Source organism: Listeria grayi DSM 20601 (genome assembly GCF_000148995.1).
GTDB lineage: Bacteria > Bacillota > Bacilli > Lactobacillales > Listeriaceae > Listeria > Listeria grayi.
Map to the genome: position 1 here is coordinate 1,418,046 of NZ_GL538352.1, position 26,611 is coordinate 1,444,656.

25 protein-coding genes and 1 pseudogene are annotated in these 26,611 nt (G+C 41.1%); 12 read left to right on the forward strand and 14 right to left on the reverse strand.

Features of this window, described 5'->3' with window-relative positions:
- Positions 1–5: 5 nt before the first annotated feature.
- From HMPREF0556_RS07085 to HMPREF0556_RS07095, 3 genes are read right to left on the reverse strand one after another with little or no spacing between them, the layout of a single operon-like run.
- Positions 6–338: a nuclear transport factor 2 family protein gene (locus HMPREF0556_RS07085; RefSeq protein WP_036105428.1), complete on the reverse strand. Its 333-nt coding sequence runs from the start codon at positions 336–338 to the stop codon at positions 6–8.
- A gap of 15 nt (positions 339–353) precedes the next feature.
- Positions 354–1,253 (reverse strand): SDR family oxidoreductase, encoded by a 900-nt coding sequence (locus HMPREF0556_RS07090; protein ID WP_003756974.1) that lies wholly within the window; start codon positions 1,251–1,253, stop codon positions 354–356.
- 31 nt (positions 1,254–1,284) lie between these two features.
- A complete protein-coding gene (locus HMPREF0556_RS07095; protein WP_003756977.1) occupies positions 1,285–2,025 on the reverse strand; it encodes an SDR family oxidoreductase in 741 nt (246 codons plus the stop codon).
- 154 nt (positions 2,026–2,179) lie between these two features.
- Here HMPREF0556_RS07095 and HMPREF0556_RS07100 point away from each other — a divergent pair, with 154 nt between their 5' ends.
- A complete protein-coding gene (locus tag HMPREF0556_RS07100; RefSeq protein ID WP_003756979.1) occupies positions 2,180–2,719 on the forward strand; it encodes a TetR/AcrR family transcriptional regulator in 540 nt (179 codons plus the stop codon).
- A gap of 41 nt (positions 2,720–2,760) precedes the next feature.
- Here HMPREF0556_RS07100 and HMPREF0556_RS07105 read toward each other — a convergent pair whose 3' ends face one another.
- The 3 genes from HMPREF0556_RS07105 to HMPREF0556_RS07115 form a co-directional block, all read right to left on the reverse strand.
- The gene (locus tag HMPREF0556_RS07105) at positions 2,761–3,069 is read right to left on the reverse strand and encodes a PTS sugar transporter subunit IIA (protein ID WP_003756981.1); all 309 of its coding nucleotides are present in this window, start codon (positions 3,067–3,069) and stop codon (positions 2,761–2,763) included.
- 32 nt (positions 3,070–3,101) lie between these two features.
- Complete coding sequence (locus HMPREF0556_RS07110; protein WP_003756983.1) at positions 3,102–4,415, reverse strand: PTS sugar transporter subunit IIC; 1,314 nt, start codon at positions 4,413–4,415, stop codon at positions 3,102–3,104.
- A gap of 305 nt (positions 4,416–4,720) precedes the next feature.
- Complete coding sequence (locus HMPREF0556_RS07115; protein WP_040486549.1) at positions 4,721–4,990, reverse strand: hypothetical protein; 270 nt, start codon at positions 4,988–4,990, stop codon at positions 4,721–4,723.
- A 246-nt stretch (positions 4,991–5,236) separates the two neighbouring features.
- Here HMPREF0556_RS07115 and HMPREF0556_RS07120 point away from each other — a divergent pair, with 246 nt between their 5' ends.
- The 7 genes from HMPREF0556_RS07120 to HMPREF0556_RS07150 all read left to right on the forward strand — a co-directional run bounded on the left by HMPREF0556_RS07120 (position 5,237) and on the right by HMPREF0556_RS07150 (position 13,150).
- On the forward strand, positions 5,237–6,634 hold the full coding sequence (locus HMPREF0556_RS07120) for a deoxyguanosinetriphosphate triphosphohydrolase (protein WP_036105437.1): 1,398 nt from the start codon (positions 5,237–5,239) through the stop codon (positions 6,632–6,634).
- A 24-nt stretch (positions 6,635–6,658) separates the two neighbouring features.
- Entirely contained in the window at positions 6,659–7,486 is an 828-nt protein-coding gene (locus tag HMPREF0556_RS07125) for a glycoside hydrolase family 16 protein (RefSeq protein WP_003756992.1), read from the forward strand.
- 186 nt (positions 7,487–7,672) lie between these two features.
- Complete coding sequence (gene rpsL / locus HMPREF0556_RS07130; RefSeq protein WP_003756993.1) at positions 7,673–8,086, forward strand: 30S ribosomal protein S12; 414 nt, start codon at positions 7,673–7,675, stop codon at positions 8,084–8,086.
- Between the two features lie 32 nt (positions 8,087–8,118).
- Positions 8,119–8,589 (forward strand): 30S ribosomal protein S7, encoded by a 471-nt coding sequence (rpsG, locus tag HMPREF0556_RS07135; RefSeq protein ID WP_003756995.1) that lies wholly within the window; start codon positions 8,119–8,121, stop codon positions 8,587–8,589.
- A gap of 61 nt (positions 8,590–8,650) precedes the next feature.
- Positions 8,651–10,738, forward strand: coding sequence for an elongation factor G (gene fusA / locus HMPREF0556_RS07140; protein WP_003756996.1), 2,088 nt, complete (start codon positions 8,651–8,653; stop codon positions 10,736–10,738).
- 105 nt (positions 10,739–10,843) lie between these two features.
- Positions 10,844–12,031, forward strand: a complete 1,188-nt coding sequence (tuf, locus tag HMPREF0556_RS07145) for an elongation factor Tu (RefSeq protein WP_003756997.1) — start codon at positions 10,844–10,846, stop codon at positions 12,029–12,031.
- 120 nt (positions 12,032–12,151) lie between these two features.
- Positions 12,152–13,150 (forward strand): DUF4003 family protein, encoded by a 999-nt coding sequence (locus HMPREF0556_RS07150; RefSeq protein ID WP_003756998.1) that lies wholly within the window; start codon positions 12,152–12,154, stop codon positions 13,148–13,150.
- Positions 13,151–13,185: 35 nt separating this feature from the next.
- On the opposite strand, the gene HMPREF0556_RS07155 is transcribed toward HMPREF0556_RS07150, so the two are convergent.
- The 3 genes from HMPREF0556_RS07155 to HMPREF0556_RS07165 all read right to left on the reverse strand — a co-directional run bounded on the left by HMPREF0556_RS07155 (position 13,186) and on the right by HMPREF0556_RS07165 (position 16,745).
- Positions 13,186–14,166 (reverse strand): polyprenyl synthetase family protein, encoded by a 981-nt coding sequence (locus HMPREF0556_RS07155; RefSeq protein ID WP_003756999.1) that lies wholly within the window; start codon positions 14,164–14,166, stop codon positions 13,186–13,188.
- Between the two features lie 16 nt (positions 14,167–14,182).
- Positions 14,183–14,719: a flavinylation system FAD exporter subunit EetB gene (eetB, locus tag HMPREF0556_RS07160; protein ID WP_003757000.1), complete on the reverse strand. Its 537-nt coding sequence runs from the start codon at positions 14,717–14,719 to the stop codon at positions 14,183–14,185.
- A gap of 142 nt (positions 14,720–14,861) precedes the next feature.
- Positions 14,862–16,745 (reverse strand): FAD-dependent oxidoreductase, encoded by a 1,884-nt coding sequence (locus HMPREF0556_RS07165; protein ID WP_003757001.1) that lies wholly within the window; start codon positions 16,743–16,745, stop codon positions 14,862–14,864.
- Positions 16,746–17,158: 413 nt separating this feature from the next.
- On the opposite strand from HMPREF0556_RS07165, the gene pplA reads away from it, so the two are divergent.
- From pplA to fmnA, 4 genes are all read left to right on the forward strand, one after another.
- Positions 17,159–18,055: an extracellular electron transfer flavoprotein PplA gene (pplA, locus tag HMPREF0556_RS07170; RefSeq protein WP_036107670.1), complete on the forward strand. Its 897-nt coding sequence runs from the start codon at positions 17,159–17,161 to the stop codon at positions 18,053–18,055.
- Between the two features lie 127 nt (positions 18,056–18,182).
- Positions 18,183–19,250, forward strand: a complete 1,068-nt coding sequence (locus HMPREF0556_RS07175) for an FAD:protein FMN transferase (protein WP_040486550.1) — start codon at positions 18,183–18,185, stop codon at positions 19,248–19,250.
- Between the two features lie 23 nt (positions 19,251–19,273).
- Positions 19,274–20,233 (forward strand): 1,4-dihydroxy-2-naphthoate polyprenyltransferase, encoded by a 960-nt coding sequence (gene menA, locus HMPREF0556_RS07180; RefSeq protein WP_003757004.1) that lies wholly within the window; start codon positions 19,274–19,276, stop codon positions 20,231–20,233.
- A gap of 18 nt (positions 20,234–20,251) precedes the next feature.
- Positions 20,252–21,043: an FAD export ECF transporter transmembrane subunit FmnA gene (fmnA, locus tag HMPREF0556_RS07185; protein ID WP_003757005.1), complete on the forward strand. Its 792-nt coding sequence runs from the start codon at positions 20,252–20,254 to the stop codon at positions 21,041–21,043.
- A 50-nt stretch (positions 21,044–21,093) separates the two neighbouring features.
- On the opposite strand, the gene HMPREF0556_RS07190 is transcribed toward fmnA, so the two are convergent.
- The 5 genes and pseudogenes from HMPREF0556_RS07190 to HMPREF0556_RS13805 form a co-directional block, all read right to left on the reverse strand.
- Positions 21,094–21,807, reverse strand: a complete 714-nt coding sequence (locus tag HMPREF0556_RS07190; RefSeq protein WP_003757006.1) for a GntR family transcriptional regulator — start codon at positions 21,805–21,807, stop codon at positions 21,094–21,096.
- Entirely contained in the window at positions 21,788–22,837 is a 1,050-nt protein-coding gene (locus tag HMPREF0556_RS07195; protein ID WP_040486551.1) for an ADP-ribosylglycohydrolase family protein, read from the reverse strand. Before HMPREF0556_RS07195 ends, HMPREF0556_RS07190 begins: the two co-directional genes overlap by 20 nt.
- 24 nt (positions 22,838–22,861) lie before the next feature.
- Entirely contained in the window at positions 22,862–24,253 is a 1,392-nt protein-coding gene (locus HMPREF0556_RS07200; protein WP_003757008.1) for a PTS transporter subunit EIIC, read from the reverse strand.
- Positions 24,254–24,463: 210 nt separating this feature from the next.
- A complete protein-coding gene (locus tag HMPREF0556_RS13800) occupies positions 24,464–25,480 on the reverse strand; it encodes a methyl-accepting chemotaxis protein (protein WP_376701036.1) in 1,017 nt (338 codons plus the stop codon).
- A pseudogene (locus tag HMPREF0556_RS13805) lies at positions 25,475–26,497 on the reverse strand (HAMP domain-containing protein); the annotation flags it as partial. The gene HMPREF0556_RS13800 and the pseudogene HMPREF0556_RS13805, both read right to left, overlap by 6 nt.
- Positions 26,498–26,611: the final 114 nt, after the last annotated feature.

Sequence of the window (26,611 nt, forward strand, 5' to 3'; positions counted from 1 at the left end):
CTTTTTTAGTTCGGAATAATAAGCAGTTGTTCGATTTTATCATCTGCCAGTTTGAAAAGTAATGGTCCTGTGCCGTTGTAACCGTCGCCGGATACTTTTAACGTAACTTTCCACTCGTCCGGCTTCTCTTTAGCGAAAGTCACCAGATCGAAGTGTGCGTTTACGCCCATATTATCTGTACGGTTCCAATCAGCAGCGCCGCTTGGACCGTGGAATTTTCTGCCCCAATCATCTATCAGCGCAGTTGCTGTGAATAGGGAAAGGAAGCCTTGCGTATCTCCGACGTTCGTTGTAGCGATAAACTGCTGGATCGCCATAGGCAAGTCGTTGTTTACCATGAAAAAAACCTCCAATCAGTTATCTTGAATTATTGTCTTTAAAAAATCTGCTAGGCCGATTCGATTTAAAAAGCCGATCCTGTTTTGGTCGGCGATATCAGACACTGCTTTCGAGCCGTCATCAGTGGGGTCGACATGCACGCGATAAGGGCGTTCGCCGGCAGGAAGAGAAATGATGCGGATGATCTCTGCAGCTACAGAGGAAGGATCGGCATCAGCGGGTTCTATTTCTGCTAGCTTCTTACCGATGTTTTCCATCAAATCTGGATATTTCGCATCGTATTCAGCCTGGATCTTTGTGTCAGCAGGATGACCGGAATTAGCAAAGTGATTGGTGCCCTTAGTGAAGGCGCCTGGGACGATGATCGAAGTCTCGATGCCAAACTGAGCAAGCTCTCCTGCGTAAGATACAGCCAGTGAGTCCATGCCTGCTTTAGCAGCAAAGTAAGGGCTGAGAAATGGTGGTGTCCCGCCCTTTACGCTTGAGCTGGATACCCATAATATGAGCCCAGCTTGGCGTTTACGCATTCCCGGAAGAGCAGCACGGTTGACACGCTGAGTCGATAGGACATTCACATCATAAAGCTGAGCCAGTTGTTCAGGTGTGAAGGCTTCGGCAGCCCCTGAGACCATATGTCCTGCATTGTGGATAATAACGTCGATCTGGCCTCGTTCTTTTTCTACTTGCGCTATTGCGTTATCGACGGAAGTTTGCGAAAGGACATCCATTTCTAATGCGGATATCTTAACACCACTTGTTTCAGCAAACGCTTCTAGTTCTTTTACTTTGACCGCATTCCGCCCAGTAGTCTCCCGTATTCCAGCATAGACGATATGTCCTGCATTTGCCAGAGCGCGAGCAGTCAATGCGCCAAAACCGCTCGATGCCCCTGTGATCACGATTACTTGTTCCATTTGAATTTCCTTCTTTCATCTAATAATGTGTTTAAGCCATACCGCCATTTGCGAAAACAACTTGACCATTTACCCAGCGACCTGGACCCGCAAGAAAAGCACTTACTTCTGCGATGTCTTCCGGCGTACCTAATCGTGCCATTGGATTGGCATTAGCGATGTTAGCGATCGTTTCTTCATCTTTGCCATCTAAGAATAACGGTGTAGCAGTGGGGCCAGGGGCTACTGCATTAACAGTAATATTCTTGCCGCGTAACTCTTTAGATGAGATTCTCGTCAATGTTTCTACAGCTGCTTTACTTGCTGCATATGCTGCGTAAGTCGGGAAATTAGTACGTGTTACAGAAGTAGAGAAATGAATGACTGCTCCGCCTTCACGAACACGTTTTGAGGCGATTTTTGCAATGACAAAAGCTCCGCGTGTATTGGTACGGTGAACTTGATCAAAGATATCCCAATCTAATTCTGCGACAGGACTTAAACGCATGATACCTGCTGTGTTGATAACGACATCAATACCGCCAAAAGCATGTTCCACTTCGTCAAATAATGTTGTCATTGCTGCTTCTTCCGCGACATCTCCACCGACGCTGATTGCTTCGCCGCCGTTTGCAACGATCGTATTCACTAAATCGTCTGCCTTTGCTTTGTTACCAGAATAATGTACCGCAACTGCAAAATCTTCTGCTGCGAGCTTTTCTGCAACTGCCTTCCCGATACCACCAGAACCTCCAGTTACAATCGCTACTCGTTTATTCGTTACATTTGCCATTTGTGATCACTCCTTCAAATTTAGTTACAATTTATTAAATTAGTAACTTTTAATAGTATTATACACCATTAAGTTACTTTGTCAACGTTTTGTAACTTTTTTCTTAAAAAGTATGGTAGAATAGGTATATCAATAAGATGAGGGGTAAAAGATAATGGCAAAATTAACAGAAGAAAAAATTTTTTCGATGACGGAAAAAATCGTGTATGAAAAAGGTATGGAGAAAACAACGCTTTATGATGTTGCGAGAAACTTGGGCGTAACGCATGCCGCGCTCTATAAGCATTATCGTAATAAAGAAGACCTGTTTCAGAAATTGGCCCTACATTGGCTAGAAGAAACGTCTAGAGAACTATTTGAGTGGATAAGCCCCGTTACGAGTACGGGGAAGCAAGCGCTCCATGACTGGCTTTGGATATTAGCAAATACGAAAAAGAAACTTTATCACACAGATAAACGGATGTTCTTTTTGTATACAGATTATATAGAAAAAAATGGCGAATTAGTGGAAGATCACTTGCAGCACCTTGCTGAAAAGGCAGAGGAAGTGAGTGGATGGAAGGGAGAAGGGCAAGCGATCATTACCGCATTTATTTATTTTCATAATCCCTATTTCGCTAATAGATGGAGCAATGAGGAGTATGAAGCATTGTTTGAAAAAGTATGGCGTCTCGTTTCGGAGGATAAAAAATAAATATAAAAAGCGCCCTGATCTTCTCAGGACGCTTTTTATATTTATTTACTGCGATAAAGGTCAACGATCTCTTTCGCCAAGTCTTTGAACGTGATGGCGTTCATCAAGTGGTCTTGCGCGTGAACAAGAAGTAAAGATACTTCTGTACGTTCACCACGCGCCTCCCCTTGGATCAATTTTGTTTGGGAGTGATGAGCTTCCAATAAGGACGCTTCTGCTTGAGCGATTCCTGCATCTGCTTGTTCAAAGTCGCCTTTTTTAGCTGCTTCGATAGCAAGCATGGCATCGCTTTTTGCATTTCCGCCAAAAACAATCAGACTCATGATCGTTTGTTCTAATTCTGTATTCATTCCAGACACTTCCTTACAAAGTTAAATCAAATTTATTCCACAGTTTCCGCTTGTGCTTCTGCTAAAACAGCTTCTTTTTCGCGACGAATTTCTTGAAGTTCTGCTACTTTTGCAAATGGAATATAAATCAGTGTTGCGACTACTAGGTTGACTGCAGCTAAGATACCGCCTGCCCAGCTTTGTGTAGCAAGTACGCCACCGATGATTGGCGGAGTTGTCCATGGAACAAGGATCGTTGCTACTGGAACTAAGTGGATCGCAGTGGCAACATATGCGATCGAAACGATCACAAGTGGAGCTAAGATGTAAGGAATGAACATGATCGGGTTCAATACGATCGGCAGACCGAACATCATTGGTTCGTTAATGTTGAAAATACCAGGTGCTGCACTCAAGTTGGATACAGTACGGTAAGCTTTGTGACGACGAGCTACGATGAAGATAGCTAAGATCAATCCAAGAGTAGCCCCAGTTCCGCCGATGTTTACGAAAGCATCGAAGAAAGGTTTGTTTACGATATAAGGTGCTTCTTTACCAGCTGCGATTGCTGCTGCATTGGCAGTGATCGCAGGAGCATTGATCGTTTGCATGAATGGATCGATGATGTTTGCTCCGTGAAGACCGAAGAACCATAAGAATGCAGAGATAAATGCTAATAGTAAAGCTGCTGGATATGTGTTTGCAAGTCCCATGAATGGTTCTTGAACTAATTTGTAGAATTCGCCAACAAGGTCAGTAATACCAGCTGCGAAGAAGAATGTTGTGATCAATGCGAAAATCGAAACAGTGATCATTGCAGGGAATAATGCTGCGAATGAACGAGCAACTGCTGGTGGAACACCGTCAGGCATTTTAATGATCAATTTAGGATTGCCACTTAAACGAGTAAAGATTTCTGTAGAAATAAGAGCGATAATAAGTGCTAAGAATAGACCGCTTGAACCTAGTCCAGCTGAGTTCATGAAACCATCTTTGTTTGGTACAAGAGCACCGATCGCAAAGAATGAAGAAACAGAAACGACAGCAGCAGACAATGGATCTTTGTCATACGATTTTGCTAAGTTATACGCTACTGTGAAAGCAACGAATAATGCTAAGATAGCAAAAGTTCCGTTCCAAAGATTCCCGCCGAAAGATTTCCAATTCGCTTCCCCAAATAAGTTGTTCATGAAATTTTGATAGAAAGTGATTGGCAGGTTATTGATAAGTGTAGCGAAAGACCCTAAAATCATTAGCGGCATTGTTGCGATGAAACCATCACGAACTGCTACTAAGTGGCGTTGACCACCGATTTTGGATGCATACGGAATAAAATATTTTTCCATAAATGCGATAAAACCATTCATTTATAAAACTCCTTTTTCCCAAGAGGTGAAATGAACGACATTCCCTTTTTAAAATGATTTCATTTGCCTCTAGTTATTATTTATACAGCAACTGCTGCTGGATTGGTGATCGCCCAACATCAAAGCGATATTGCGCTTTCATTATTAATATATGCAAGTACCGTGCCAACTCTAAACGGCTGTTTAAAGCGCTTTATATTTACACAAATCGGCGCCTTTACTGTGTATTTTATTACACTGATAGGGGAACAGGTGTAATAAAATAAAAACTGCCACCCCAATTAAGGAGTGGCAGTTACGATTTTTTAGACAGTATATGGTATTTGCGTATGATATTTTTCTTTTACCCGGTAGATCAAAGACTTCCCTTTAGTAGTAAGTAAATAATAATGGCTGTTTTCTTCATAGATTTCCCAGATATAACCGTATTTCTTCAATAATATTAGTGTTTCGTTCAAGATCTCTTCCGGATAGTGTAGTTGGGAACCTAAAGATGATACGTTAGTAGAAATATGAAGCAAGTCATCATTATTGAAGCAGATCAATAACTGGAACCATTCATTTTTCGATAACATTGTTCTCCCCCTTTGTAGAGTGATGATAGCTTTATCTTGTAGAAAAAAGTATAGCATATCAAAAATCGGAAAAAAGAGAAATATCGTGAAAGGTGGTTTTTTTGTCTTAAACGGTGTTTCAAGATAAAATAGTATACAATTTAACATTGTAAATTGTTAAAAATATAGGCAAATTTGTATTCCCAGCTGCATCTAGTATAATAGAAAGAGAGTGCGTCAAAGATAGAGAGAAAGGATGTGTCCATGATGGAATGGCAAGAATTACTAAATGATAAACGAAGAAGAGAGTCTACCGTAACACGCTCAAAAACAACGGATATCCGTAATGCCTTTGAAAATGATTACCAAAGGATCGTAATGAGTGCTTCGTTTCGGAGGCTACAAGATAAAGCGCAAATTTTCCCACTGGAAAAAAGCGATTTCGTACGGACAAGACTGACACACTCCATGGAAGTGGCGACAATTGCGAAATCGATGGGGAACATGGTGGCGCATAAAATAAAAGAAGACGAACTAGATCCGGATTTCACGAAAGAACAAGGGGAAAAAATTGCTGATGTATTAGCGTGTGCCGGTTTGCTCCATGACATGGGGAATCCGCCATTCGGTCATTTCGGTGAAGAAAGTATCCGCGAATGGTTTAAAGACAATCTAGCTAATTTGGAATATAACGGCAAACCGCTAAGCGAGATGCTGACGCAACAAATGCAACAGGATTTTTATCATTTCGAAGGGAATGCCCAAGTTTTACGCGTGATCTCGAAACTACATTATCTATTTGACGAATATGGTTTGAATCTGACGCATGCAACTTTAAATGCGATCATCAAATACCCGGTTTCTTCTTTAAATATCGACAAGCGCCGGACAAAGAGCAAAAAGTTGGGTTATTTCTATGCGGACGAAAATATTTTCCAAGAAGTATCTAAGGCGACTGGTGCAGGAGATAACCGCCATCCGCTTACTTTCCTATTAGAAGTAGCCGACGATATCGCCTATTTGAATGCAGATCTGGAAGACGGTGTCAAAAAAGGGATTGTATCGATCAATCAGATCTTGCGCTCGTTTGAGGCGTTCCCGGAACATAATAAAGTCACAGCAGCGTGCTACAGTGAGTTGAAAAAGAAAAATGATCGCTATCAAGGACAAGAAGAAAGCTTTATCGTCGGACAATGGCTGGCGTCTAATGTTCGTGGCCAGTTGATCAATCGCTCATTAGAAGTCTTTTATGAAAATTACAAAGCAATCATGGCTGGCGATTTTAATGATTCACTGCTCGACAGTTCAGAGGCGCAGCAATTAGTGCAGGTCCTTCAAGCATTATCGATCAATTATATTTACCGCGACCAAGGCGTGGTCGAATCTGAATTAGCCGGAAATGCGATCATTACGTCATTATTAGATAATTTCGTTCCTGCTGTTTTATATTATGATAGTCCTGTGGCCCATCTTCAATCGGTGAAGAATAACCGATTATTATCATTGATATCCGATAATTACAAAGGCTGTTATCGAAAACATGCGAAAGGGCAAGATGAAAGAATGAAACTGTATCTTCGCTTATTGCTAGTGACCGATTTTATTTGCGGGATGACCGATAGTTACGCAAAGGCGGTCTATCAATCGATTAATGGACTTGATTAAAAGAAGTGAAAGAGGGAGCGAAAAATGGGGAAAAGTAGTAAGTGGGGAATAATCGTGCTTTCTTTAGTAATAATCAGCATGACATTTCATACAGAAGCCGTTTATTCCAAAAGTAACCAGCCAAAAGTAGTTTTCAAAGATCGTTTTAATGACGGGAAATTGGATAAGAAGAATTGGAGTTATCTAGAGTCGACCTATTACAATCATGAAAAAGCTTATTATTCACCTAAAAATGTGAAAGAGAAAGAGGGTCACTTGATTTTTACAGCAGAACGAAATAAAAACAATCCCGATAAAAAACCATTTATCAGTGGCGCTGTTCAAAGTAAAAAAGCTTTTCGATATGGTAGGGTCGTGGCAAGAATGAAACTTCCGGTAGGACAAGGTTACTGGCCAGCATTTTGGTTGTTGCCGAAAAAAGATACGTACGGCACTTGGCCAGCATCTGGTGAGATAGATATCATGGAAGCAAGAGGGCAAGATAATAACCTCATCACAGGAACGCTGCATTTTGGCAAACCAGATTTGGAGAGTGAGAATGCTTCCACATTTGTAGAGGCTAACAAAAGATTGAAGACGACATTTGGGAAATGGCACACTTATAGCGTTGAATGGTCGCCAAAAGCAATCAAATGGTTAGTAGATGGTAAGGTCTACCACACACAAACCAAGTGGTACAGTGCAAAACCAAATGGCAAAAAATATCCATCACCGGCACCATTCGATCAAAAATTCTATGTGATCATGAATCTCACAGTCGGTGGGGATTACGTCGATGATCAACTGCCCACGAAAAAATCAGGACAAATGCTGATCGACTATGTAAAAGTAACTAGCACATATAAACAATAAAATTTCAGAAGGCGCCTTGACATTTTAATGCAGTGGTGTTACGATATTCAAGGTGCCTCTACTAAAAGAGGACGAAAAACAAAACATGTTGTAAGGACGCTATTTCTTACAGCAATTTTCTTTTTCTAAAAAATGAACCACCTGGATGTGTGGGACTACTAAATGAAGAGAGGAGGAAACTGACTAATGCCTACAATTAACCAATTAGTTCGCAAACCGCGTCAATCTAAAGGAAAAAAATCTACATCACCTGCATTGAACAGAGGCTTTAACAGCTTCAAAAAAGAATTGACTACTGTTAATTCTCCACAAAAACGTGGTGTATGTACTCGTGTAGGTACTATGACTCCTAAAAAACCGAACTCCGCATTACGTAAGTATGCTCGTGTTCGTTTGAGTAATGGTATCGAAGTAACAGCTTACATTCCTGGGATCGGACACAACTTGCAAGAACACAGTGTTGTTCTTATTCGTGGCGGACGTGTAAAAGATTTACCAGGGGTACGTTATCACATCGTTCGTGGTGCTCTTGATACAGCTGGTGTTGAAAATAGAGGACAAGGCCGTTCTAAATACGGTACTAAAAAACCAAAAAAATAATAATTATCTAATTAAAGAAAGGAGGATATCTAATGCCTCGTAAAGGTCCTGTTGCTAAACGTGACGTGTTACCAGATCCGATTTATAATTCCAAATTGGTAACTCGTTTGATCAATAAAATGATGGTAGATGGAAAACGTGGAAAATCACAAGCTATCTTGTATGCTGCGTTTGATATCATTAAAGAAGAAACTGGAAATGATCCTATGGAAGTGTATGAACAAGCACTTAAAAACATCATGCCAGTTCTTGAAGTAAAAGCTCGTCGTGTTGGTGGTGCAAACTATCAAGTTCCGATCGAAGTTCGTGCGGATCGTCGTACTACACTTGGATTGCGTTGGTTAGTTAACTACTCTCGTCTTCGTGGTGAAAAAACAATGGAACTTCGCCTAGCTCGTGAGATCATGGATGCAGCTAACAATACTGGTGCTTCTGTGAAGAAACGCGAAGATACACACAAAATGGCAGAAGCGAACAAAGCATTCGCTCACTACCGCTGGTAAGATTATTCGTAAACAAGGGCAATTCGTTGCCTAATAAGTTTGATGGAAGGAGAAAGACAACATGGCTAGAGAGTTCTCCTTAGAAAAGACTCGTAATATTGGTATTATGGCGCACATCGATGCGGGTAAAACTACTACTACGGAACGTATCCTTTTCTATACAGGGCGTATTCACAAAATTGGTGAAACCCATGAAGGTGCTTCTCAAATGGACTGGATGGAGCAAGAGCAAGAACGTGGTATCACAATCACTTCTGCTGCGACAACAGCCCAATGGAAAGGGTACCGCGTAAATATCATCGATACTCCAGGACACGTAGACTTCACAGTTGAAGTAGAACGTTCCCTTCGTGTACTTGATGGTGCAGTCGCAGTACTTGATGCACAATCGGGCGTGGAACCACAAACAGAAACAGTTTGGCGCCAAGCTACTACTTACGGGGTTCCCCGCGTAGTATTTGTCAACAAAATGGACAAAATCGGTGCAGATTTCTTGTACTCTGTTAAAACATTGCATGACCGTCTTGATGCTAATGCGCATCCAATTCAATTGCCGATCGGTGCCGAAGATGATTTTCAAGGTATCATCGACTTAATCGAAATGAACGCATTATATTATGAAGATGATCTAGGTAATGATCCGCATATCAAAGAGATTCCTGAGGATCTTAAAGATCTTGCAGATGAATATCATGGTAAACTAATCGAGGCTGTTGCAGAACTTGATGAAGAACTAATGATGAAATATCTGGAAGGCGAAGAAATTACGAAAGATGAGCTCAAAGCAGCGATCCGTAAAGGAACACTTGCAGTTGAATTCTATCCAGTAGTATGTGGTACAGCATTCAAAAACAAAGGTGTACAACCAATGCTTGATGCTGTTCTAGATTATCTTCCAGCTCCAACTGACGTACCTTCGATTAAAGGTGTTTTACCTGATGGTGAAGAAGCAGCACGTCACGCTGACGATAGCGAACCATTCTCTTCGTTAGCATTTAAAGTTATGACTGACCCTTATGTTGGCCGTCTAACTTTCTTCCGCGTTTATTCCGGTACTTTGAACTCCGGTTCTTACGTACAAAACTCTACAAAAGGTAAACGCGAACGTGTCGGACGTATCCTACAAATGCATGCTAACCACCGTGAGGAAATCGATATTGTTTATTCCGGTGATATCGCTGCAGCTGTTGGCTTGAAAGACACAACTACTGGGGACACGCTTTGTGATGAAAAAGATCAAATCATCTTAGAATCCATGGAATTCCCAGAACCAGTTATCTCTGTTGCGATCGAACCAAAATCTAAAGCTGACCAAGATAAGATGAGCCAAGCGCTTGCTAAACTTGCAGAAGAAGATCCAACGTTCCGTACCGAAACAAACACAGAAACTGGACAAACTATCATTTCTGGTATGGGTGAACTTCACCTTGATATCTTGGTAGACCGTATGAAACGTGAATTCCGCGTAGAAGCTAATGTTGGTAACCCACAAGTTTCTTACCGTGAAACGTTCCGTAAATCTGCTCAAGTAGAAGGTAAATTTGTACGTCAATCTGGTGGTCGTGGACAATACGGTCACGTTTGGATTGAATTCAGCCCTAACGAAGAAGGTAAAGGTTTTGAATTTGAAAACGCGATTGTCGGTGGTGTTGTTCCACGTGAATACATCCCAGCAGTTCAAGCGGGCCTTGAAGGTGCATTGGATAACGGTGTGCTTGCAGGATTCCCACTTATTGACATCAAAGCAAAACTTTATGATGGTTCTTACCATGATGTCGACTCCAACGAAATGGCATTTAAAGTTGCTGCGAGCATGGCCTTGCGTAATGCTGCTAAAAAATGTGATCCAGTTCTATTAGAACCGATCATGACTGTTGAAGTCGTTATCCCAGAAGAATATCTAGGAGATATCATGGGTAACATCACTAGCCGTCGTGGACGCGTAGAAGGTATGGAAGCTCGCGGCAACGCTCAAGTTGTTCACGCTTTTGTTCCACTTGCAAACATGTTCGGTTATGCAACAGACTTACGTTCTTCTACACAAGGTCGAGGCACTTATACAATGCAATTTGACCACTATGAAGAAACACCTAAGTCTATCTCAGAAGAAATTATCAAAGCAAATGGCGGCGGAAATAAAGAAGATTAATTGCTTTTTTTCCCCAGATGCAGTATAACTACAATATAAAGGTCTTTCGGACAAGATTACTTGTTTGAAATATAATTATAAACCCTTAAGGAGGATTCATTTAAAATGGCAAAAGCAAAATATGACCGTTCTAAACCCCATGTTAACGTTGGTACAATCGGACACGTTGACCATGGTAAAACTACTTTAACAGCTGCAATCACAACTGTACTATCTAAGAAAGGTTTTGCAGAAGCTTCTGCATATGACCAAATCGATGGTGCTCCAGAAGAACGTGAACGTGGTATTACAATCTCTACAGCTCACGTTGAGTACGAAACTGAAAACCGTCACTACGCACACGTAGACTGCCCAGGACACGCTGACTATGTTAAAAACATGATCACTGGTGCTGCACAAATGGACGGAGCTATCTTAGTAGTATCTGCTGCTGATGGCCCAATGCCACAAACTCGTGAACACATCTTGCTTTCTCGTAACGTAGGTGTTCCATACATCGTTGTATTCTTAAACAAATGCGACATGGTGGATGACGAAGAATTACTTGAATTAGTTGAAATGGAAGTTCGTGACTTACTTTCTGAATACGAATTCCCTGGTGATGACATTCCTGTAGTTAAAGGTTCTGCACTTAAAGCTCTTGAAGGCGAAGCAGAATGGGAAGAAAAAATCAACGAATTGATGGACGCTGTTGATTCTTACATCCCAACTCCAGAACGTGACCACGACAAACCATTCATGATGCCAGTTGAGGATGTATTCTCAATCACTGGTCGTGGAACAGTTGCAACTGGTCGTGTTGAACGTGGAACAATCAAAGTTGGTGACGAAGTAGACGTTATCGGTATCTCTGAAGAAAGCAAAAAAGTTGTTGTAACTGGAGTAGAAATGTTCCGTAAGTTACTTGACTATGCTGAAGCAGGCGATAACATCGGTGCACTTTTACGTGGTGTTGCACGTGAAGACATCCAACGTGGACAAGTACTTGCTAAACCAGGTTCGATCACTCCACACACTACTTTCAAAGCTGAAACTTATGTTTTAACTAAAGAAGAAGGTGGACGTCACACTCCATTCTTCAACAACTATCGTCCACAATTCTATTTCCGTACAACTGACGTAACAGGTATTGTTACTTTGCCAGAAGGTACTGAAATGGTTATGCCTGGTGATAACATTGAATTAGCTGTTGAATTGATCGCTCCAATCGCTATCGAAGACGGTACTCGTTTCTCCATCCGTGAAGGTGGACGTACTGTAGGTTCAGGCGTTGTAACTACAATCAACAAATAATCTCTTAAATATAAAGACCGATGAGGCATTCCCTCATCGGTCTTTTTTTATTATCATTAGCATTCGGATACCTATTTCCTTTATAATAAAGAAAACATATTCGCAAAAGGAGCAGTGGAAATGACAGATTTTAATTTGCAAGAAATACAGCTCGTAGAAAGATTGCGTGATAATTACGAAACCTTGAATAAGGCGAAAGTAACATTTGTAGATAAGCGTATCAGATATCTGATCGCGCGTTTATTTATGAAGGAAGAAGCCGAATTGGATATAGAGAAATTCATGGCGATGAGCCAATACTTAAAAGAAGAGACCGGTGTGTTTACGACCTTGACAACGAATATAAGAGCATCTTTAGCTGGGTTGTTGGTTGCAAGTGGAGAAGAAAGTCCGATAGCTGCTCAACGCTTAGTAAGCTTTTACAAACAGCTCATCGATGCTAAGTTTCAACGCACAGAATATACCTATTTTGCGGCATACTTATTGTTGGAAAACAAGGAAGGAACCAGAGCTGTTATTAGTAAAGCGCGTGAGATATACCTAGAATTAAAAGCAGATCATCCATTTCTGACTGGTGCTGAAGATATCACTTCCAGCGTCATGCTGGCCCAAATGGGTACCGACATGACAGTACATGAAATTGCTGAAATAACGGAATATTACTATCAAGCTTTCGCAGACCTAAAGCTTCGAAAGAGTAACGGCCTTCAGTTTCTAGCGGCGACGGGGACATTGCTCTATGGCGAGAAGCAGAAAGCATATATCGAACAAGTCAAAAAAGTATTGGCAATATTAGATAAAGAACGCATCAAGATCACAGAACTGCATTATTCTGGTGTTGGCATCATGGCTTTTGCATTAGGAGAACAAAAACTTGATGGCAAGTTTCTTGCCAAATTGATCGAAGAATTAAAAAGACTGCCTGTGCTGAGATTCGATCGAAAGTTTCAAACAGCAATCGCAATCAGCCTTTATATAGAAAATGAGATTGGCCATATGGATCAGCAACAAGTCGAGGGACTAATGATCAGCATGAATCTGCTGATCGCGATCGAACAAGCTGCTCTAGCAAGCGTAGCGGCGGCGAGCACAGTCGCAGCTTCGAGTGGTGGGAATTAGTAAAAGGTAGCGGCTCTAAGAGCTGCTACCTTTTACTAATTCTTTCTATTTAAAACACTCAAAGTGATCGACAACATGTGATCACGATATTTCCCAGATGGAAGTTTATGAATTTCTTTGATTGCCTTTTTGGTATATTTATCTGCAAGTTCAAAAGCTTGTTCTACACCATTGTGTTTTTTGACCAACACAGCTAATGCTTGTAAGTCTGTATCAGTCATCTCTTCTCTCTTCTCAAGCAGCGGTAAAAACTCATCCTGATGTTTCTGCATCGCATAAATCAACGGTAGTGAATAATTTCCTTGTTTTACATCATTCAATACAGGTTTGCCGAGACCATCATCTGTGCTGGTGTAATCCAAGATATCATCGATAATCTGGAAAGCCATGCCAATAAAATGGCCGGCATTTTTCGCTGTATAAAGTGTTTTTCGCGGAGCTTTGCTGGAAACAGCACCGGAATAACAGCTTAGAGCGAATAATTGCGCGGTTTTACCGGAAATGCGTGTGAGATAATCTTTGACCGTCACATTCATATGATAAAGATCTTTCATCTGATTCAGTTCGCCCATTAATATTTTTTCGATATTCTTGCTGTTAAAATCAATATTTTCAACAGAATCGGCATGTGCGGAGAGAATCTTGAAACAGACGCAGAATAGATAGTCACCGGTATAAACAGCGTATTTCCGTCCGAATTTGGAATGGATCGTCGGCACACCGCGGCGCATGTCTGCATCATCAATCACATCATCGTGGATAAGCGTCGCCATGTGCAGAACCTCGAGGGCGCTTGCAACGGCAATCGATCGATCCACATTATATTCTGGCCCGGCTTGAGCAGTCAGCAATACAAAGGCAGGGCGTAAAAGTTTTCCGCCGGAGTGGATCATAGCATTGATATTTTCAGCGACATTTTTATCGCGGATCTTGATATTTTTTTCGATCGTAACTAAAACTTCTTTTAAATCTTTCTGAAGTTCAGGATAGTTATTCCACATGGCATTGATTTGCATAGCGAAACTCCTTTGATTAGTGTTCTCTATTTTCTTTCGCAAGGAAAAAAACTTGCAATGTTTTTACGTTTTTTAATAAATAATTAGCAGCGATCCCAACAGCGATCCCAGAAAGAATGCCGATGAAAGACAAAACTGGTAAATAAAGCATCACATTCCAAGATTTAGCTAAAAAGCTAGCTACTAAAAGCTGCCCGACGTTATGAAGTATGCCCCCGGTTGTGCTGACACCAATAATACTGATGCGTTTTGGCCCCAATTGTTTCACGAGAAACATTCCGAGCAGACTGATGATTGCTCCACTGGCACTGTATAAGAATGTGGAGATCGTGCCGCCAAGCAGGGTTGCCAGTACTAATCGGATCGCCACTATGATAAATGTATCTTTGAAGGATAATGTATATAAAGAAATGCAGGTGATAATATTCGATAACCCCAACTTCGCTCCAGGAGCAAAGGCAAAGGGGAAAGGAATTGCTCGTTCTAAGAGGCCGATAACCACCGCTTGAGCAGCTAGCAAGGCAATGTAAACGAGTCGTTTATTCTTCGTCATCTGTGATCCAACCCATCTTATTCGTTCATTTCCTTTATTGTAAATGATATTTCGCTAAATAGACAGTATTTAAGTAAAAAAAGGGAGCAGTCCCATTCGTTTATGAATAGACAAATGGACTGCTCCAGCTTTATTTGATAGGTTATTTATCTCGATAAATCGATTTAGGTTTACCGTACCACCATTTGCCGAGACCTTTTTGGATCCAAGGAACAACCCAGAAGTCAAAGCCGAATGTACGTCCGGCACCGTTCAACATTGCGATGGAAGCAGGTAATGCCCAGAATTTATCCCAGCCAAGCATTGCGCTGAAAGTAAACATTACTAGGAAGCCAGCACTTCCGATACTTGCTAACCAAGTGAATAGACCAGCTAAGATCGCAAGACCGATCGCAAGTTCGATGAATGGAACTACTTTTTGCATGAACAATGCAACGTCAAGGTTTGGCATCAATAATTGCATGATCCATTTAAACCAGCCAGGCATATGTTGTAAGATCGGAACAGTAACATTTTGAGCAGCTTCTCCGGCTTTATCACCAGCTGCTTGACTTGCACCAGAAGTAGCTGCAGTTTGCAACCAGTCAAATGGCATCTTAGAAGTTGTTGCTGTCAGCCAAGAATCCTTACCAATACCGTTGAAAAGACGTCCTAAGTGAGAGAAGTTGACTTTATCCCAAGTACTTTCACCATAAATTTTCGACAATGCTTCATCGATCCAGAACCAGCCAAGGTAAACACGTAGTGGTAATACCCAGATAACGTTTCCATAGCGAGAAGTCCAACCGCGGAAAATATTGCGGCCATCTTTGATGTGGAAGAATTCGTGCATGATATATTGCCACATGTAGTAGCCACTGCGAATGCCAAAGAAGTAATATAGATTGACCATGTGTTTCATGAAAATCGCGAACCAGCCAGATAAATGCATGCTGCCTAAGTGGGCAACACCATATTTAGCACCGATCGAGACCATAACACCATGATATTTACCATTGTAAGGTTCTTTTTCTGTTCCGCTGATTTCGGAAATGATGCTTTTCGCAGCAGTCATCCCAGTTTGTTCAGCAGCTTCAACGATTTGTGGAGTTGGTTTGCCTTCATTTTCTTCAAAGTAAGCTAAGTCACCAACTACATAAACGTCTTTCAAACCATCTGCTTCCATAAATTCGTTTACTTTCAAACGACCAGCACGAGCAGATTCCATGCCGTATTCTTCTGTATCGGAGTTAGCTTTTACGCCGGCAGTCCAAATCAATGTATGAGTTGGAAGCTCTTGTCCGGATTTCAAGATGATGCGGTCCGATTTAACTTCAACGATCGGAGCGCTTTTAAGAATTTTGATTCCTTTTTTGACCATGTAGCGTTCTGCTTTATCAGCATCACGACGGTCTAGCATGTTTAGGATCGTTGGTACAGCTTCGACAACAGACAATTCGATTTCGTTTGGATCGATCTTGTTATCTTTTGCTAAACGAGTTTTCCATTCCAGCAATTCGCCGACCATTTCGATTCCAGTAAAGCCGGAACCACAGACTACAAAGCTAAGCATTGCTTTTCGCTTAGCAACATCTTGGATGCGAGAAGCTGCAGTAACAGTATCTTCTATATGTTTGCGTAGTTTAACAGCGTCTTCCCAAGACCATAATGTAAAGCCGTGTTCTGCAACGCCGGGAGTACCAAAGTCATTTGGCTCGCCACCCATACCTAAAATAAGATAATCAAATGGATAAGTGCCGTGTTCGGTAGTGACGATTTTTTTGTCGTGATCGACATTAGTTACATTATCAGTAACTAAATTTACTTTTGTACGATTGAATAATCGGCGCAGGTCGTATTGAACTGCAGTTGGTTCCACCCGTGCAGCCGCTACTTCATGTAATTCGGTCATCATGGTGTGATAAGAATGTCTATCGATCAATGTAATCGTTACATCTTTATCTTTTTTGTATTTCTTTGCTAATTTCTTAGCTGCATGAACACCTGCATATCCCGCCCCTATTAAAACGATATTCTTTTCAGGCATATGCTCTCTCAACTCCTTGTATTTTTTTTCACAAAAGCTATTATGAAAAATATAAATAAGACTATTAATCTACCATAGTGTAACAGATTGAGAGCGCTTATGTCTAGTCAATTTGAGGGCAAATAGTGCATTTTATAAAAAAATAGTTCTTTGTATGAAAAGTGGCAAAATTCATAGACCAAAAGTATCAGTTTTTACCAAGTTATAAAGCTGTTTTTGTATCATTTTTAACATTTAACTACATATTTCCCGAAATACTATTCATTTTTTAGAAAATTTATTCAATTCCGTTTTTTGATTTAGTATAGACAAACCGCCTAAAGGGTGCTATTATTTGGTTGTGAAAGAGTGTTGGGTTCTAAAAATTAATGTGCATAACGTCACATAATAAAAAATTAAAGGTGGGAACTTTTATGAAAGTGAAAAAAATTGCAATGGGTGTAACTGCTGTGTTAGCTTCCAGTATGTTATTAGTAGCTTGTGGAAACAATGATAGCGGTAGCAAAGATAAAAGCAAATCAGATTCAAAACAAACTGCAACAGTTAGCAAAGATGCTAAGAAAGACGGTACACTTACAGACGGCACTTATAAATTAGAAGAAAAAAATTATGATCATGATTATCGTGTTTCCTTCGATATTAAAGTAAAAGATGGTAAGATCACAGAATCCAACTACGATTACTTAAATAAAGATGGCAAGAAAAAATCCGAAGATGCTGGTTATGAAAAAGCAATGAAAGCTAAATCCGGTGTTGGTCCAAAAGAATATATCAAACAATTAAATGACTCTTTAGTAAAAGAACAAGCAGCAAGCAAAGTAGAAGCAGTAAGTGGAGCAACTCATTCTTCTGACGCTTTCGCTAATTATGCAAACCAATTGATCCAAGCAGCACAACGTGGCGATACTTCAACAATCGAAATCGACAATGGTGCTAAATTGAAAGACGGTAAATACAGCTTGGAAGAAAAAAATTACGCACATAACTATCGCGTAGTCTTCAACATCGAAGTAAAAGATGGCAAAATCGCAACTTCTGATTATAATTATGTAACAAAAGACGGCAAGAAAAAATCCGAAGATGCTGACTATGAAAAAGCAATGAAATCTAAAACAGGTGTGGGTCCGAAAGAATACATCCCTACTTTAAACAAAGAACTTGAAAAGAAACAATCTGCTGACGTAGATACTGTATCTGGTGCAACAGAATCTTCTAAAGCTTTCCAATTATATGCAGATCAATTGATCAATGCAGCTCAAAAAGGCGACACAAAGAAAATCGAAGTTTATAATTTCGTAGAAGCAGAATAAGAATTACCATTATTAGCAAGTAAGCGACTAATCCTGCATTGCAAGATTAGTCGCTATTTTTATGAGCAATTATAGGGTTATATGGTATAGTATTTCTAGTGAGGTCATATTGAAAGGTGCAATGATAATGAAAAAATGGACATGGCTGCTTGTTTTTATTCTGCTGATCGGCAGTTTAGCTGCATGCGGCGGACCAAAAAAAGAAGTTTCTAAAAAACAGGATCAAAAGGAAACATTGCCGCTTAGCAAAAAAGATTTTCTTATGGGCACAGTAGTTTCTCTGAAGATCTATAATGCTGGAAAACAAGATGCGATGGATGCGTCTTACAAGAAAATTCGAGAATTAGCGGCGGAGATCACTACAAATGATGACGGTAAAAATACTGAGATCGATAAAATCAATGCTAATTCCGGGAAAAAACCTGTCAAAGTAACAAAAAATATGTTCTTCTTGATTGAAAGAGCTATTTTCTACAGCAAAAATTCTGATGGCGGCTTTGATTTGGCGATCGGACCACTTACTAATTTGTGGCGGATCGGCTTTCCAGATGCACGCAAACCAAGCCAAGCAGAGATCGATAATCGTTTGCCATTGGTAAATTATAAAGATGTGCAGCTGAATGAAGCGAACCAAACCGTTTATTTGAAGCGAAAAGGTATGGCGCTTGATCTGGGAGCCATCGCTAAGGGGTATATCGCGGATGAAGTAGCGAAAGTGATGAAAGCTCACGGCGTCAATTCAGCGATCGTAGACCTCGGTGGTAATATTTTCGTTATCGGTCACAATCCTGACGAAAAAAAATGGAACGTCGGTATCCAAGATCCATTTTCGCCGCGTGGAAGTATTATCGGCAAGCTGGAGACGGAAGAAATGTCGATCGTTACTTCTGGCATCTATGAACGTCATTTAGAAGTGGATGGAAAAGACTACCATCATTTATTAGATCCGAAAACGGGTTATCCGTTTGACAACAATATTGCCGGTGTTTCGATCATCTCGAAAAAATCGATCGATGGAGACGGCTTGTCCACCGCGACTTTTTCTAAAGGGATCCAAGGCGGACTGGCATATTTGAAACAATTCAAAGGAGTGGAAGCAGTCTTTGTCAGCCGCGACAAGAAGGTATACATCACTCCAGGATTGAAAGGCAAGTTTGAATTGGTCAATACAGACGATTTTAAAATGGGAAATTAAGAATGTAGGGGAGGAAAGGGCGTATGTCGTTACTAACGTTCCTTGATCTAGTCGAGATCAGAACAAAAATTGCCAGTGTGTTTCCTTTTATGATTGGGATATTATATGTTATCTTCCATTATCACGTCTTTGAACCGCTGCAAACGATCACTTTTTTTGCGTCGATGTTCATTTTTGATTTAACAACGACCGCGATCAATAATTATATGGACTATCGAAAGGCTACCGACAAGCATGAGTTTGACTATCGGAAGTCGAAAAATGTGATCGGCCAAAGGGAAATTCCGGAAAAAACGGTTATTATTACCATTTTTGGCCTGTTTCTAACTGCAACATTGTTGGGAGTTTGGCTTGTATTTCAAACAGATCTACTGGTATTACTGATTGGTTTTATTTGTTTTTGTATCGGGATCTTATACACATTTGGTCCTGTACCGCTTTCCAGAATGCCGCTTGGGGAAATTTTCTCCGGAGTAACGATGGGGTTCGGTATCTTTTTCTTAGCGATTTATGTCAATGCGAGCGATGCTGGAATCGCAAGTTTAGTGTGGCAAGGTGCTTGGGTGACGCTGGAGGTCAATCTGCTGGAAATCATCCGGATCGGCGTTGTATCGTTGCCGTTGATATTTACGATCGCAAATATCATGTTGGCGAATAATCTATGTGATTTAGAAGAAGATATCCGCAACAATCGCTTTACACTGCCGTATTATATAGGAAGAAAAGCAGGCGTGATTTTATTTAATACGTTATATTATGCTTCATTTGCTGCTATTATAGTAGGAGTATTGTTAAACTATTTACACCCAATCATGTTGCTAAGTATATTGGCGGCGTATCCTGTGTATCGAAACTTAAAATTGTTTAATAAGGAGCAAGTGAAAGCAAAAACATTTGCCATTTGTATCAAGAATTTTTTGGTGGTCAACATAACGATTACAGTGCTGATGCTTGCGAGTGTCATTATTCAAAGTTTTAATTGATGGAAAGGAAGTGGTCTCATGATCGATAAGCTGATTTTAGGAAGATATGTACCGGGGGATTCTTTTCTTCATCGACTCGACCCGCGTGCCAAGCTGGTAATGGGACTGCTTTATATTGGGATCTTGTTTTTGGTAGATAATTGGATCACGACTTTTTTGATTATCTTTTTCACTTTCTTGGTAGTTGTGTTGACACGAATAAAAGTCAACGTGTTTATTAAAGGGATACGTCCGCTGATTTGGCTGATCCTCTTCACGGTTGTGATGCAGCTACTGTTTACCGGTGGCGGTGAAGTCTATTTCCAATGGGGAGCCATTACGATCTCCTCGTTCGGGATCGCGAACGGAGCGCTAGTGTTTCTGCGTTTCACACTGCTGATCGTCATGTCGACGGTAGTGACGCTGACAACGAAACCGATGGACTTAGCGGATGCGATCTCTTACTTGTTGAAACCATTCTCCTATTTGCGTATGCCGGTGCAGGATATTGCGCTTATGCTTACGGTTTCGATGCGTTTTATCCCGACATTGATGGAGGAAACAGATAAGATCATGAAAGCTCAGCGTGCCCGTGGGGTGGATTTCGGGGAAGGAAATATCTTTGAGCAGATGAAAAAGATCGTGCCGGTCTTTATCCCGCTATTCGTTAGTTCATTCAACCGAGCCGAGGATCTTGCCAATGCGATGGAAGTAAGAGGTTATGAGGGCGATGCCAAGCGGACGCGGTTTAGATTGCTCCATTGGCATGGCATTGATGCGATCGCATTCTTGGTATTTATTGCGGTCACCGTATGTTTATGGCTATTGTGACAATCAAAAAACAGCTGCTCCTTTATGGAGGACAGCTGTTTTTTTGACTATTAAGGGACTTGCAGTTGGATGTTATACTGGTAGCGATTGCCAGGATAGAAAAATTCGGTATATTCTATAAGGCGGTCTTCTTGATCTCGTGTAACACGCTGTACATGCAACAAGGGGCTGTTCTCATCTACATGTAGATGTGCTGCCAGTGTTTTGTCAGCGACCATTGATTCGATCGTTTCTTGTGCTTTTGTTACGATATAGCCTTTTTCTTGAAAAAGTTTATACAAAGAAGCATCTGGAGCAGCTAACTCTTCTGCCGCTAAAGACAGAAAAGAAGGACAGTAGACACGCTGGAAGCTGATGGGAACATCATCGATCCACCGCAGACGCTCATGGCGGCTTACTAATGCACCTTTCGGCAGGTCGAGCTTTGAACAAACCATTGTGTCTGCAGGCAGATCGTTGTCGAAGGAGAGCAGTGCAGAATGGAGCGAGCGGTTGTTGTTCTCTTCGGAAAAACTAAGCAGCGTCTGCAGTTGCAGAGATTCTTTTTGGCTAAGCACAATGGTTCCAACCCCATGGATACGCTTGATATAGCCTTCATCGACTAATAGCTGGAGAGAATGGCGGATCGTGATCCGACTGACGTTGTAGTGCTTTTGCAGATCAGGTTCAGCAGGGAATAACGATCCGACGGGATATTTGCCGGAAATGATATCTTGCTTGAGATGATTATAAACAGTTACGTATTTAATGTTGTTGCCCTTCATGTTTTTTCACCACATTTGCTAATGAATTTGCTAATTTTTCTATTTGAAAATCGTTGGCATGCTGAATCGTATCAAATAAAGCAATAAACGCTGAATCGTTTACATTTGTAAATGCGCCAACCATCGAGCCCACGATCGTTGCGATAGTATCTGTGTCATACCCGATGTTTACAGCATCGATAACGGCTTGGAGTGGGTTTTCTTTATTGAGTGCGATAATACCGAAGGCGCACGGAACGGCTTCAGAAATATGCAGACCGCTACCGACGATCTCGGCTAAGTTTTTCAGCTTTTCTTCTTTTGTGCCAACACCTGTAATGATAGTATACGCTAATTGTATGCGTTTCACAACACTGGGACCGGCAACTTCTCGAGAGAGCTTTTTCGCTTTTTCCTCACCGCGGATCGCGCCATAAAGTCCAGCACTCAGCGCCTGATCGACTGTAGAATTTTCTGCTAGTGAAGCGCTTGTAGCTGCTGCAACTGCACATGCTCCTGAAATAGCGAGTGAGTTATCATGGGTGACTTGTGTGATGAGAATAGCATCGTTGATGGCAGCTTCTATATCGTTTGGATGCAAAATTCCGGCGGGAGCAATTTTCATCGCGGCGCCATTCGTAGCTTTGGAAGCATAATCAATGGTCACAGCTCCAGGTAGCGGCTTCATTTTGGATTCTGGATCTTTATACATCGCCACAGCGCTTCTCGTGGTTGGACCGGCAAACCGATCAAAATACCAAGAAACATTTGACCAATCCAAAATCGCTTGGATTACTGTCTCTGTATCGATCTTCCCATCATTTTTTAAAATCGCGTGCGAAAGGAAATAGATTTGAGAAAAATCATCAGTCACTTGTCCGGCTTCGTTGCCTAAAGCAAAAGCTGTTTTTCCTGGTTTTTTTAATTCTGTCAATGGTCCTCCAAAATGTGCGCGGATCTGGTCGAAAGATAAGTTCTCCGTGGTGGCTCCCATTGCATCCCCAATGGCAGCTAGTCCTAGTGTTCCTTTTATTTTTGTCTCTAAATTCATTTTCTTCATCCTTTCGTAATTCATTTATTGATTCATTTCTGCTTCTGGATCTTTGACTCCGAAAAGGAGAGTGAAAGCTAGCCCGCCGGCAAACGAGATAACGAGGCCGACGATATATGCCCAAAGAGTCGGACCGGCAAAAGCAGGGATGGTGGTAAGTCCGCCAAATACGAAAGCGTTTCCAATTACATGGAAAATACCCATAAATGCTCCACCGATAGCTGCACCTAAACATCCCGCCACAAGCGGGCTTTTAAATTTAACGCCTAAACCATAAATGGCTGGCTCCACGATTCCCGAAAGAAACACGGATGTGATGGCTGTTAGAGAAAAGTTTTTTAATTTCCGATTACGTGATTTAAGGAAAATCGCAAATGCGGCGCCGGCCATGCCAAAGTTAGCATTAGCTGCATACGCGATGAAGGCAGAGTGTCCGGTTTTAGCAACTTCGGGAATAACGACCATGGTATTTGGTGCCCAATGGACGCCGAATAGAATCAGGATATTCCAGATCCCGCCAACTACTGCTCCTGTGATAACTTGATTGATATTGGAAAGCCAACCCACGCCATTCGCGATACCGATGCTTAGATAGTTGCCTAAAGGTCCAAAAATGCCGGCTGCGACCGGTACAAGGACAAAGAGCAGGACGGTTGGAATGACGATCATATGCAAGCTGTTTGGTATTTTTTTCTTCATAAATAATTCCATTTTAGACTGTAGCCATGTAGTTAGAATCGCAGGGATTATTTGACTTGTATAATTAAAAACTGGGATCGCGATACCTAAAAACGTAATGGTATTGCCGCCGTCGCCTTTTACTAATCCAATAAAATCAGGCATGATCAAAGCCCCCATTATGGCCATTGCAATATAAGGACTGGTTGCAAAGCGCTTAGCAGAAGTAACTGCGATCAATAAAGGCAAGAAATAAAAGACCGATGTTGCGGCTAGCGTCAATAGCACATTTGTTGAGCTTTCAGTAGGTAGCCATCCGATCTCATTGGCTAAAATTGTAAAACCTCGTAGTAGACCGGCTCCAGCAAGTAAAGGGAGTAAAGGTGAAAATATACTTACTACTAATGCGACAAAACCGTTAAACCAGCTGCGCTTTTCACTCGGGACTTCCGATGTTTCTGTTTCTGCTTTTTGAGAAGTAGCATCATCTGCTTGCCACACTTTCATAAAAGCATCATACACTTCTCCCACATTAGTACCAATAATGATTTGCAGACCTGCTTCTTTATTCACGACACCTGTAACGCCATCTAAAGCATCGATTTCAGCTGTCTTGACTAACGCTCGGTCTTTTAAAACCGGTCGCAATCTGGTAGCGCAATGGGTAACAGAGATAATATTATCGGGTCCTCCCATCAAAACGAGTAATTGTCGAGATAGATTTTCTAATGAAGGCATCTAACATTCTCCTTTCTTAATTGGGTATGACATCAAGACGTCATAACGTCTTGATGAGTTCATTATAACGGACATATTCAAAAATGTAAACGGTAACATTTAAAAATTTTGTTTCTTAGGGAAAAGGATACATGTATGAAGCAAAAACAAGAGTGATCCAAACGTGAAAAAAACCCCTATCTGTCGAGACAAGATAGGGGTTTTCGTTTTTTAATGTTCTAAAGATACGTGCAGATTTTTATCACTTTCTTCTATTAAGGTTGGCTCTTCTTCTGTGCTAGTTGTCTTGAAATGTTCGATTTCTTGTAGCAGATTTTCTGCTAAGGCAGAAAGGCTTTCAGCCGCTTGTGCAACTTCTTCTGTGGAAGCGACTTGCTCTTCAGCAGATTCAGCGATCTGCTTATTATGTTTTTGTGATTCTTCAGCTGCAGCTGTTATTTGCTGCATAATGCTGGATACATCAGAAGCATTATCGCTTACTTCTGTGATCAAGTTGTTCATACCGGTAAGGTCAGTAGCGATCAAATCAGAGGACTGCTGCAATTCTTTGAAGTTTTCGGCTGTTTTATTTACAGCGCTGTAACCGTCAGATACGGAAACTTGGATATTTTGGAAAGTTTTCAGTGATTGCTCGATCTCTTTTACGATTTCTTTGATCAGCACTTCGATATTTTTAGAAGAGGCACTTGATTGTTCTGCTAATTTACGTACTTCTTCAGCAACAACGCTGAATCCTTTACCAGATTCACCAGCTCTAGCGGCTTCGATCGCTGCGTTTAAAGCAAGTAAATTCGTTTGATCGGAAATTTGGTTGATCGTCTGTAAGATGGTTTGGATCTCTTCGGATTTCGTAGCCAGCCCGTGAACGACGGCATCTGCTTCTTTTACGGAAACATCGATATTATTCATTTGCGAAACAGTACGTTCTACTAATACATTTCCTTCACGTGCTTTTTCATTAGATGTCTGTGAAGTGGCTAGGAGCATCGTAGAACTGTCAGAAGCCATTTTCAGCCAGCTGCTGACTTCGGCTAGACGATCGGCGTTTTCCTTGATGGATACAACGGCGGAGTTGGATTGGGAAGATAATCCTTCTAATGACTGAGTGATCTCTGTTGTGGCATTGCTTGTTTCTTCCGCGCTGGCCGTTAATTCCTCAGATGATGTGGAAATGGCTTGAGTCGATGTATTGATTGAGTGGATTAGTGTTTTCAAGGAAGATGTCATCGTATTGAAAGCTTGACCGAGAGCACCGATCTCATCGTTACGACGAACGGTTACTTGTTCTGTCAAATCGCCTTCGCTGATCTTTTCAGCAGCATCAACAATCGTTTTTAAACGGCGGATGATCATTCGAGTAATGAACCAGATGATCACGCTACCGATAATAAGAGAAACTACGGCAACAAGTAATGTGCGCCATATAATAGGTAAAGTTTGATCGAGGATCTCTTTTTCGCTGAATGTACCGGCGATCTTCCAACCAGTTACTGGGTCTGTTTGGTAGAAGACGCGTTGTTTATCCGAACCGTTCCCGACAGTGAATTCACCATTTGCTTCTTTTTGATCCATGATCGCTTTGGTGATCTTGTTTTTGGAACCGGACTTCCAATTTTTGCTGGCAATCACGCTGCCGTCTTTTGCTAGTGCAACAGCAGAACCATGTTGGCCGATTTTAACTTCTTTAACAGTATCGATCAGGCGGGATAAGTTGATGTCTAATCCTACGACACCTGATTCATCGCTGGCTTTTTGTGCGATCGTAAGAGTCATTTCGGTTGTAGAAGCAGCAATGTAAGGCGCAGTTAAAATAGGTTTGTCGCCGTTATCTGCAATAGCTTCTTTATACCAATCTCTTGTTGTTGGATCATATCCGTCTGGCATCTTTGTTTCCGGTTGTTGGATGAATTTACCGTTCTCTTTTCCATAATAGATATTTTGGATATCAGGAATAGTCGATGTATAATTGCTCAATACCGCATCTGTTTCGCTTTTCTTTGCATTTGCCGAAACGCTGGTTTGGTTTGCTAGATAATGTACTACATCGATTTTTTGGCTAATACTCTCATCTATTAGACTAGATAAACTATTTACATTAGATGTTGCACTATTGCTTACGTTATTTACCAGGTCTCGCTTGGCGCTTAGGAAGTTGATTACTCCTACAACAGCAAGTGCTACCGCTAAAACGATAATAAAAGAGGGTAATAAGATCTGTAATATCGATTTTCTCCGTTTTTTCATTAAAAATGCCTCCTGTTTTTTAGAAAAATAAAAAATGCAAACCTGTCATCATCAGGTGTCCGAATATTACTTTACCATATTTTTTAAAAAAATAATATATTTAATTAAAAAATT

Bases quoted from the DNA above. Each gene is read 5' to 3' on its own strand.
- HMPREF0556_RS07085 (WP_036105428.1), bottom strand. From the start codon at position 338: ATGGTAAACAACGACTTGCCTATGGCGATCCAGCAGTTTATCGCTACA.
- HMPREF0556_RS07090 (WP_003756974.1), bottom strand. From the start codon at position 1,253: ATGGAACAAGTAATCGTGATCACAGGGGCATCGAGCGGTTTTGGCGCA.
- HMPREF0556_RS07095 (WP_003756977.1), bottom strand. From the start codon at position 2,025: ATGGCAAATGTAACGAATAAACGAGTAGCGATTGTAACTGGAGGTTCT.
- HMPREF0556_RS07100 (WP_003756979.1), top strand. From the start codon at position 2,180: ATGGCAAAATTAACAGAAGAAAAAATTTTTTCGATGACGGAAAAAATC.
- HMPREF0556_RS07105 (WP_003756981.1), bottom strand. From the start codon at position 3,069: ATGAATACAGAATTAGAACAAACGATCATGAGTCTGATTGTTTTTGGC.
- HMPREF0556_RS07110 (WP_003756983.1), bottom strand. From the start codon at position 4,415: ATGAATGGTTTTATCGCATTTATGGAAAAATATTTTATTCCGTATGCA.
- HMPREF0556_RS07115 (WP_040486549.1), bottom strand. From the start codon at position 4,990: ATGTTATCGAAAAATGAATGGTTCCAGTTATTGATCTGCTTCAATAAT.
- HMPREF0556_RS07120 (WP_036105437.1), top strand. From the start codon at position 5,237: ATGGAATGGCAAGAATTACTAAATGATAAACGAAGAAGAGAGTCTACC.
- HMPREF0556_RS07125 (WP_003756992.1), top strand. From the start codon at position 6,659: ATGGGGAAAAGTAGTAAGTGGGGAATAATCGTGCTTTCTTTAGTAATA.
- rpsL (WP_003756993.1), top strand. From the start codon at position 7,673: ATGCCTACAATTAACCAATTAGTTCGCAAACCGCGTCAATCTAAAGGA.
- rpsG (WP_003756995.1), top strand. From the start codon at position 8,119: ATGCCTCGTAAAGGTCCTGTTGCTAAACGTGACGTGTTACCAGATCCG.
- fusA (WP_003756996.1), top strand. From the start codon at position 8,651: ATGGCTAGAGAGTTCTCCTTAGAAAAGACTCGTAATATTGGTATTATG.
- tuf (WP_003756997.1), top strand. From the start codon at position 10,844: ATGGCAAAAGCAAAATATGACCGTTCTAAACCCCATGTTAACGTTGGT.
- HMPREF0556_RS07150 (WP_003756998.1), top strand. From the start codon at position 12,152: ATGACAGATTTTAATTTGCAAGAAATACAGCTCGTAGAAAGATTGCGT.
- HMPREF0556_RS07155 (WP_003756999.1), bottom strand. From the start codon at position 14,166: ATGCAAATCAATGCCATGTGGAATAACTATCCTGAACTTCAGAAAGAT.
- eetB (WP_003757000.1), bottom strand. From the start codon at position 14,719: ATGACGAAGAATAAACGACTCGTTTACATTGCCTTGCTAGCTGCTCAA.
- HMPREF0556_RS07165 (WP_003757001.1), bottom strand. From the start codon at position 16,745: ATGCCTGAAAAGAATATCGTTTTAATAGGGGCGGGATATGCAGGTGTT.
- pplA (WP_036107670.1), top strand. From the start codon at position 17,159: ATGAAAGTGAAAAAAATTGCAATGGGTGTAACTGCTGTGTTAGCTTCC.
- HMPREF0556_RS07175 (WP_040486550.1), top strand. From the start codon at position 18,183: ATGAAAAAATGGACATGGCTGCTTGTTTTTATTCTGCTGATCGGCAGT.
- menA (WP_003757004.1), top strand. From the start codon at position 19,274: ATGTCGTTACTAACGTTCCTTGATCTAGTCGAGATCAGAACAAAAATT.
- fmnA (WP_003757005.1), top strand. From the start codon at position 20,252: ATGATCGATAAGCTGATTTTAGGAAGATATGTACCGGGGGATTCTTTT.
- HMPREF0556_RS07190 (WP_003757006.1), bottom strand. From the start codon at position 21,807: ATGAAGGGCAACAACATTAAATACGTAACTGTTTATAATCATCTCAAG.
- HMPREF0556_RS07195 (WP_040486551.1), bottom strand. From the start codon at position 22,837: ATGAATTTAGAGACAAAAATAAAAGGAACACTAGGACTAGCTGCCATT.
- HMPREF0556_RS07200 (WP_003757008.1), bottom strand. From the start codon at position 24,253: ATGCCTTCATTAGAAAATCTATCTCGACAATTACTCGTTTTGATGGGA.
- HMPREF0556_RS13800 (WP_376701036.1), bottom strand. From the start codon at position 25,480: ATGACATCTTCCTTGAAAACACTAATCCACTCAATCAATACATCGACT.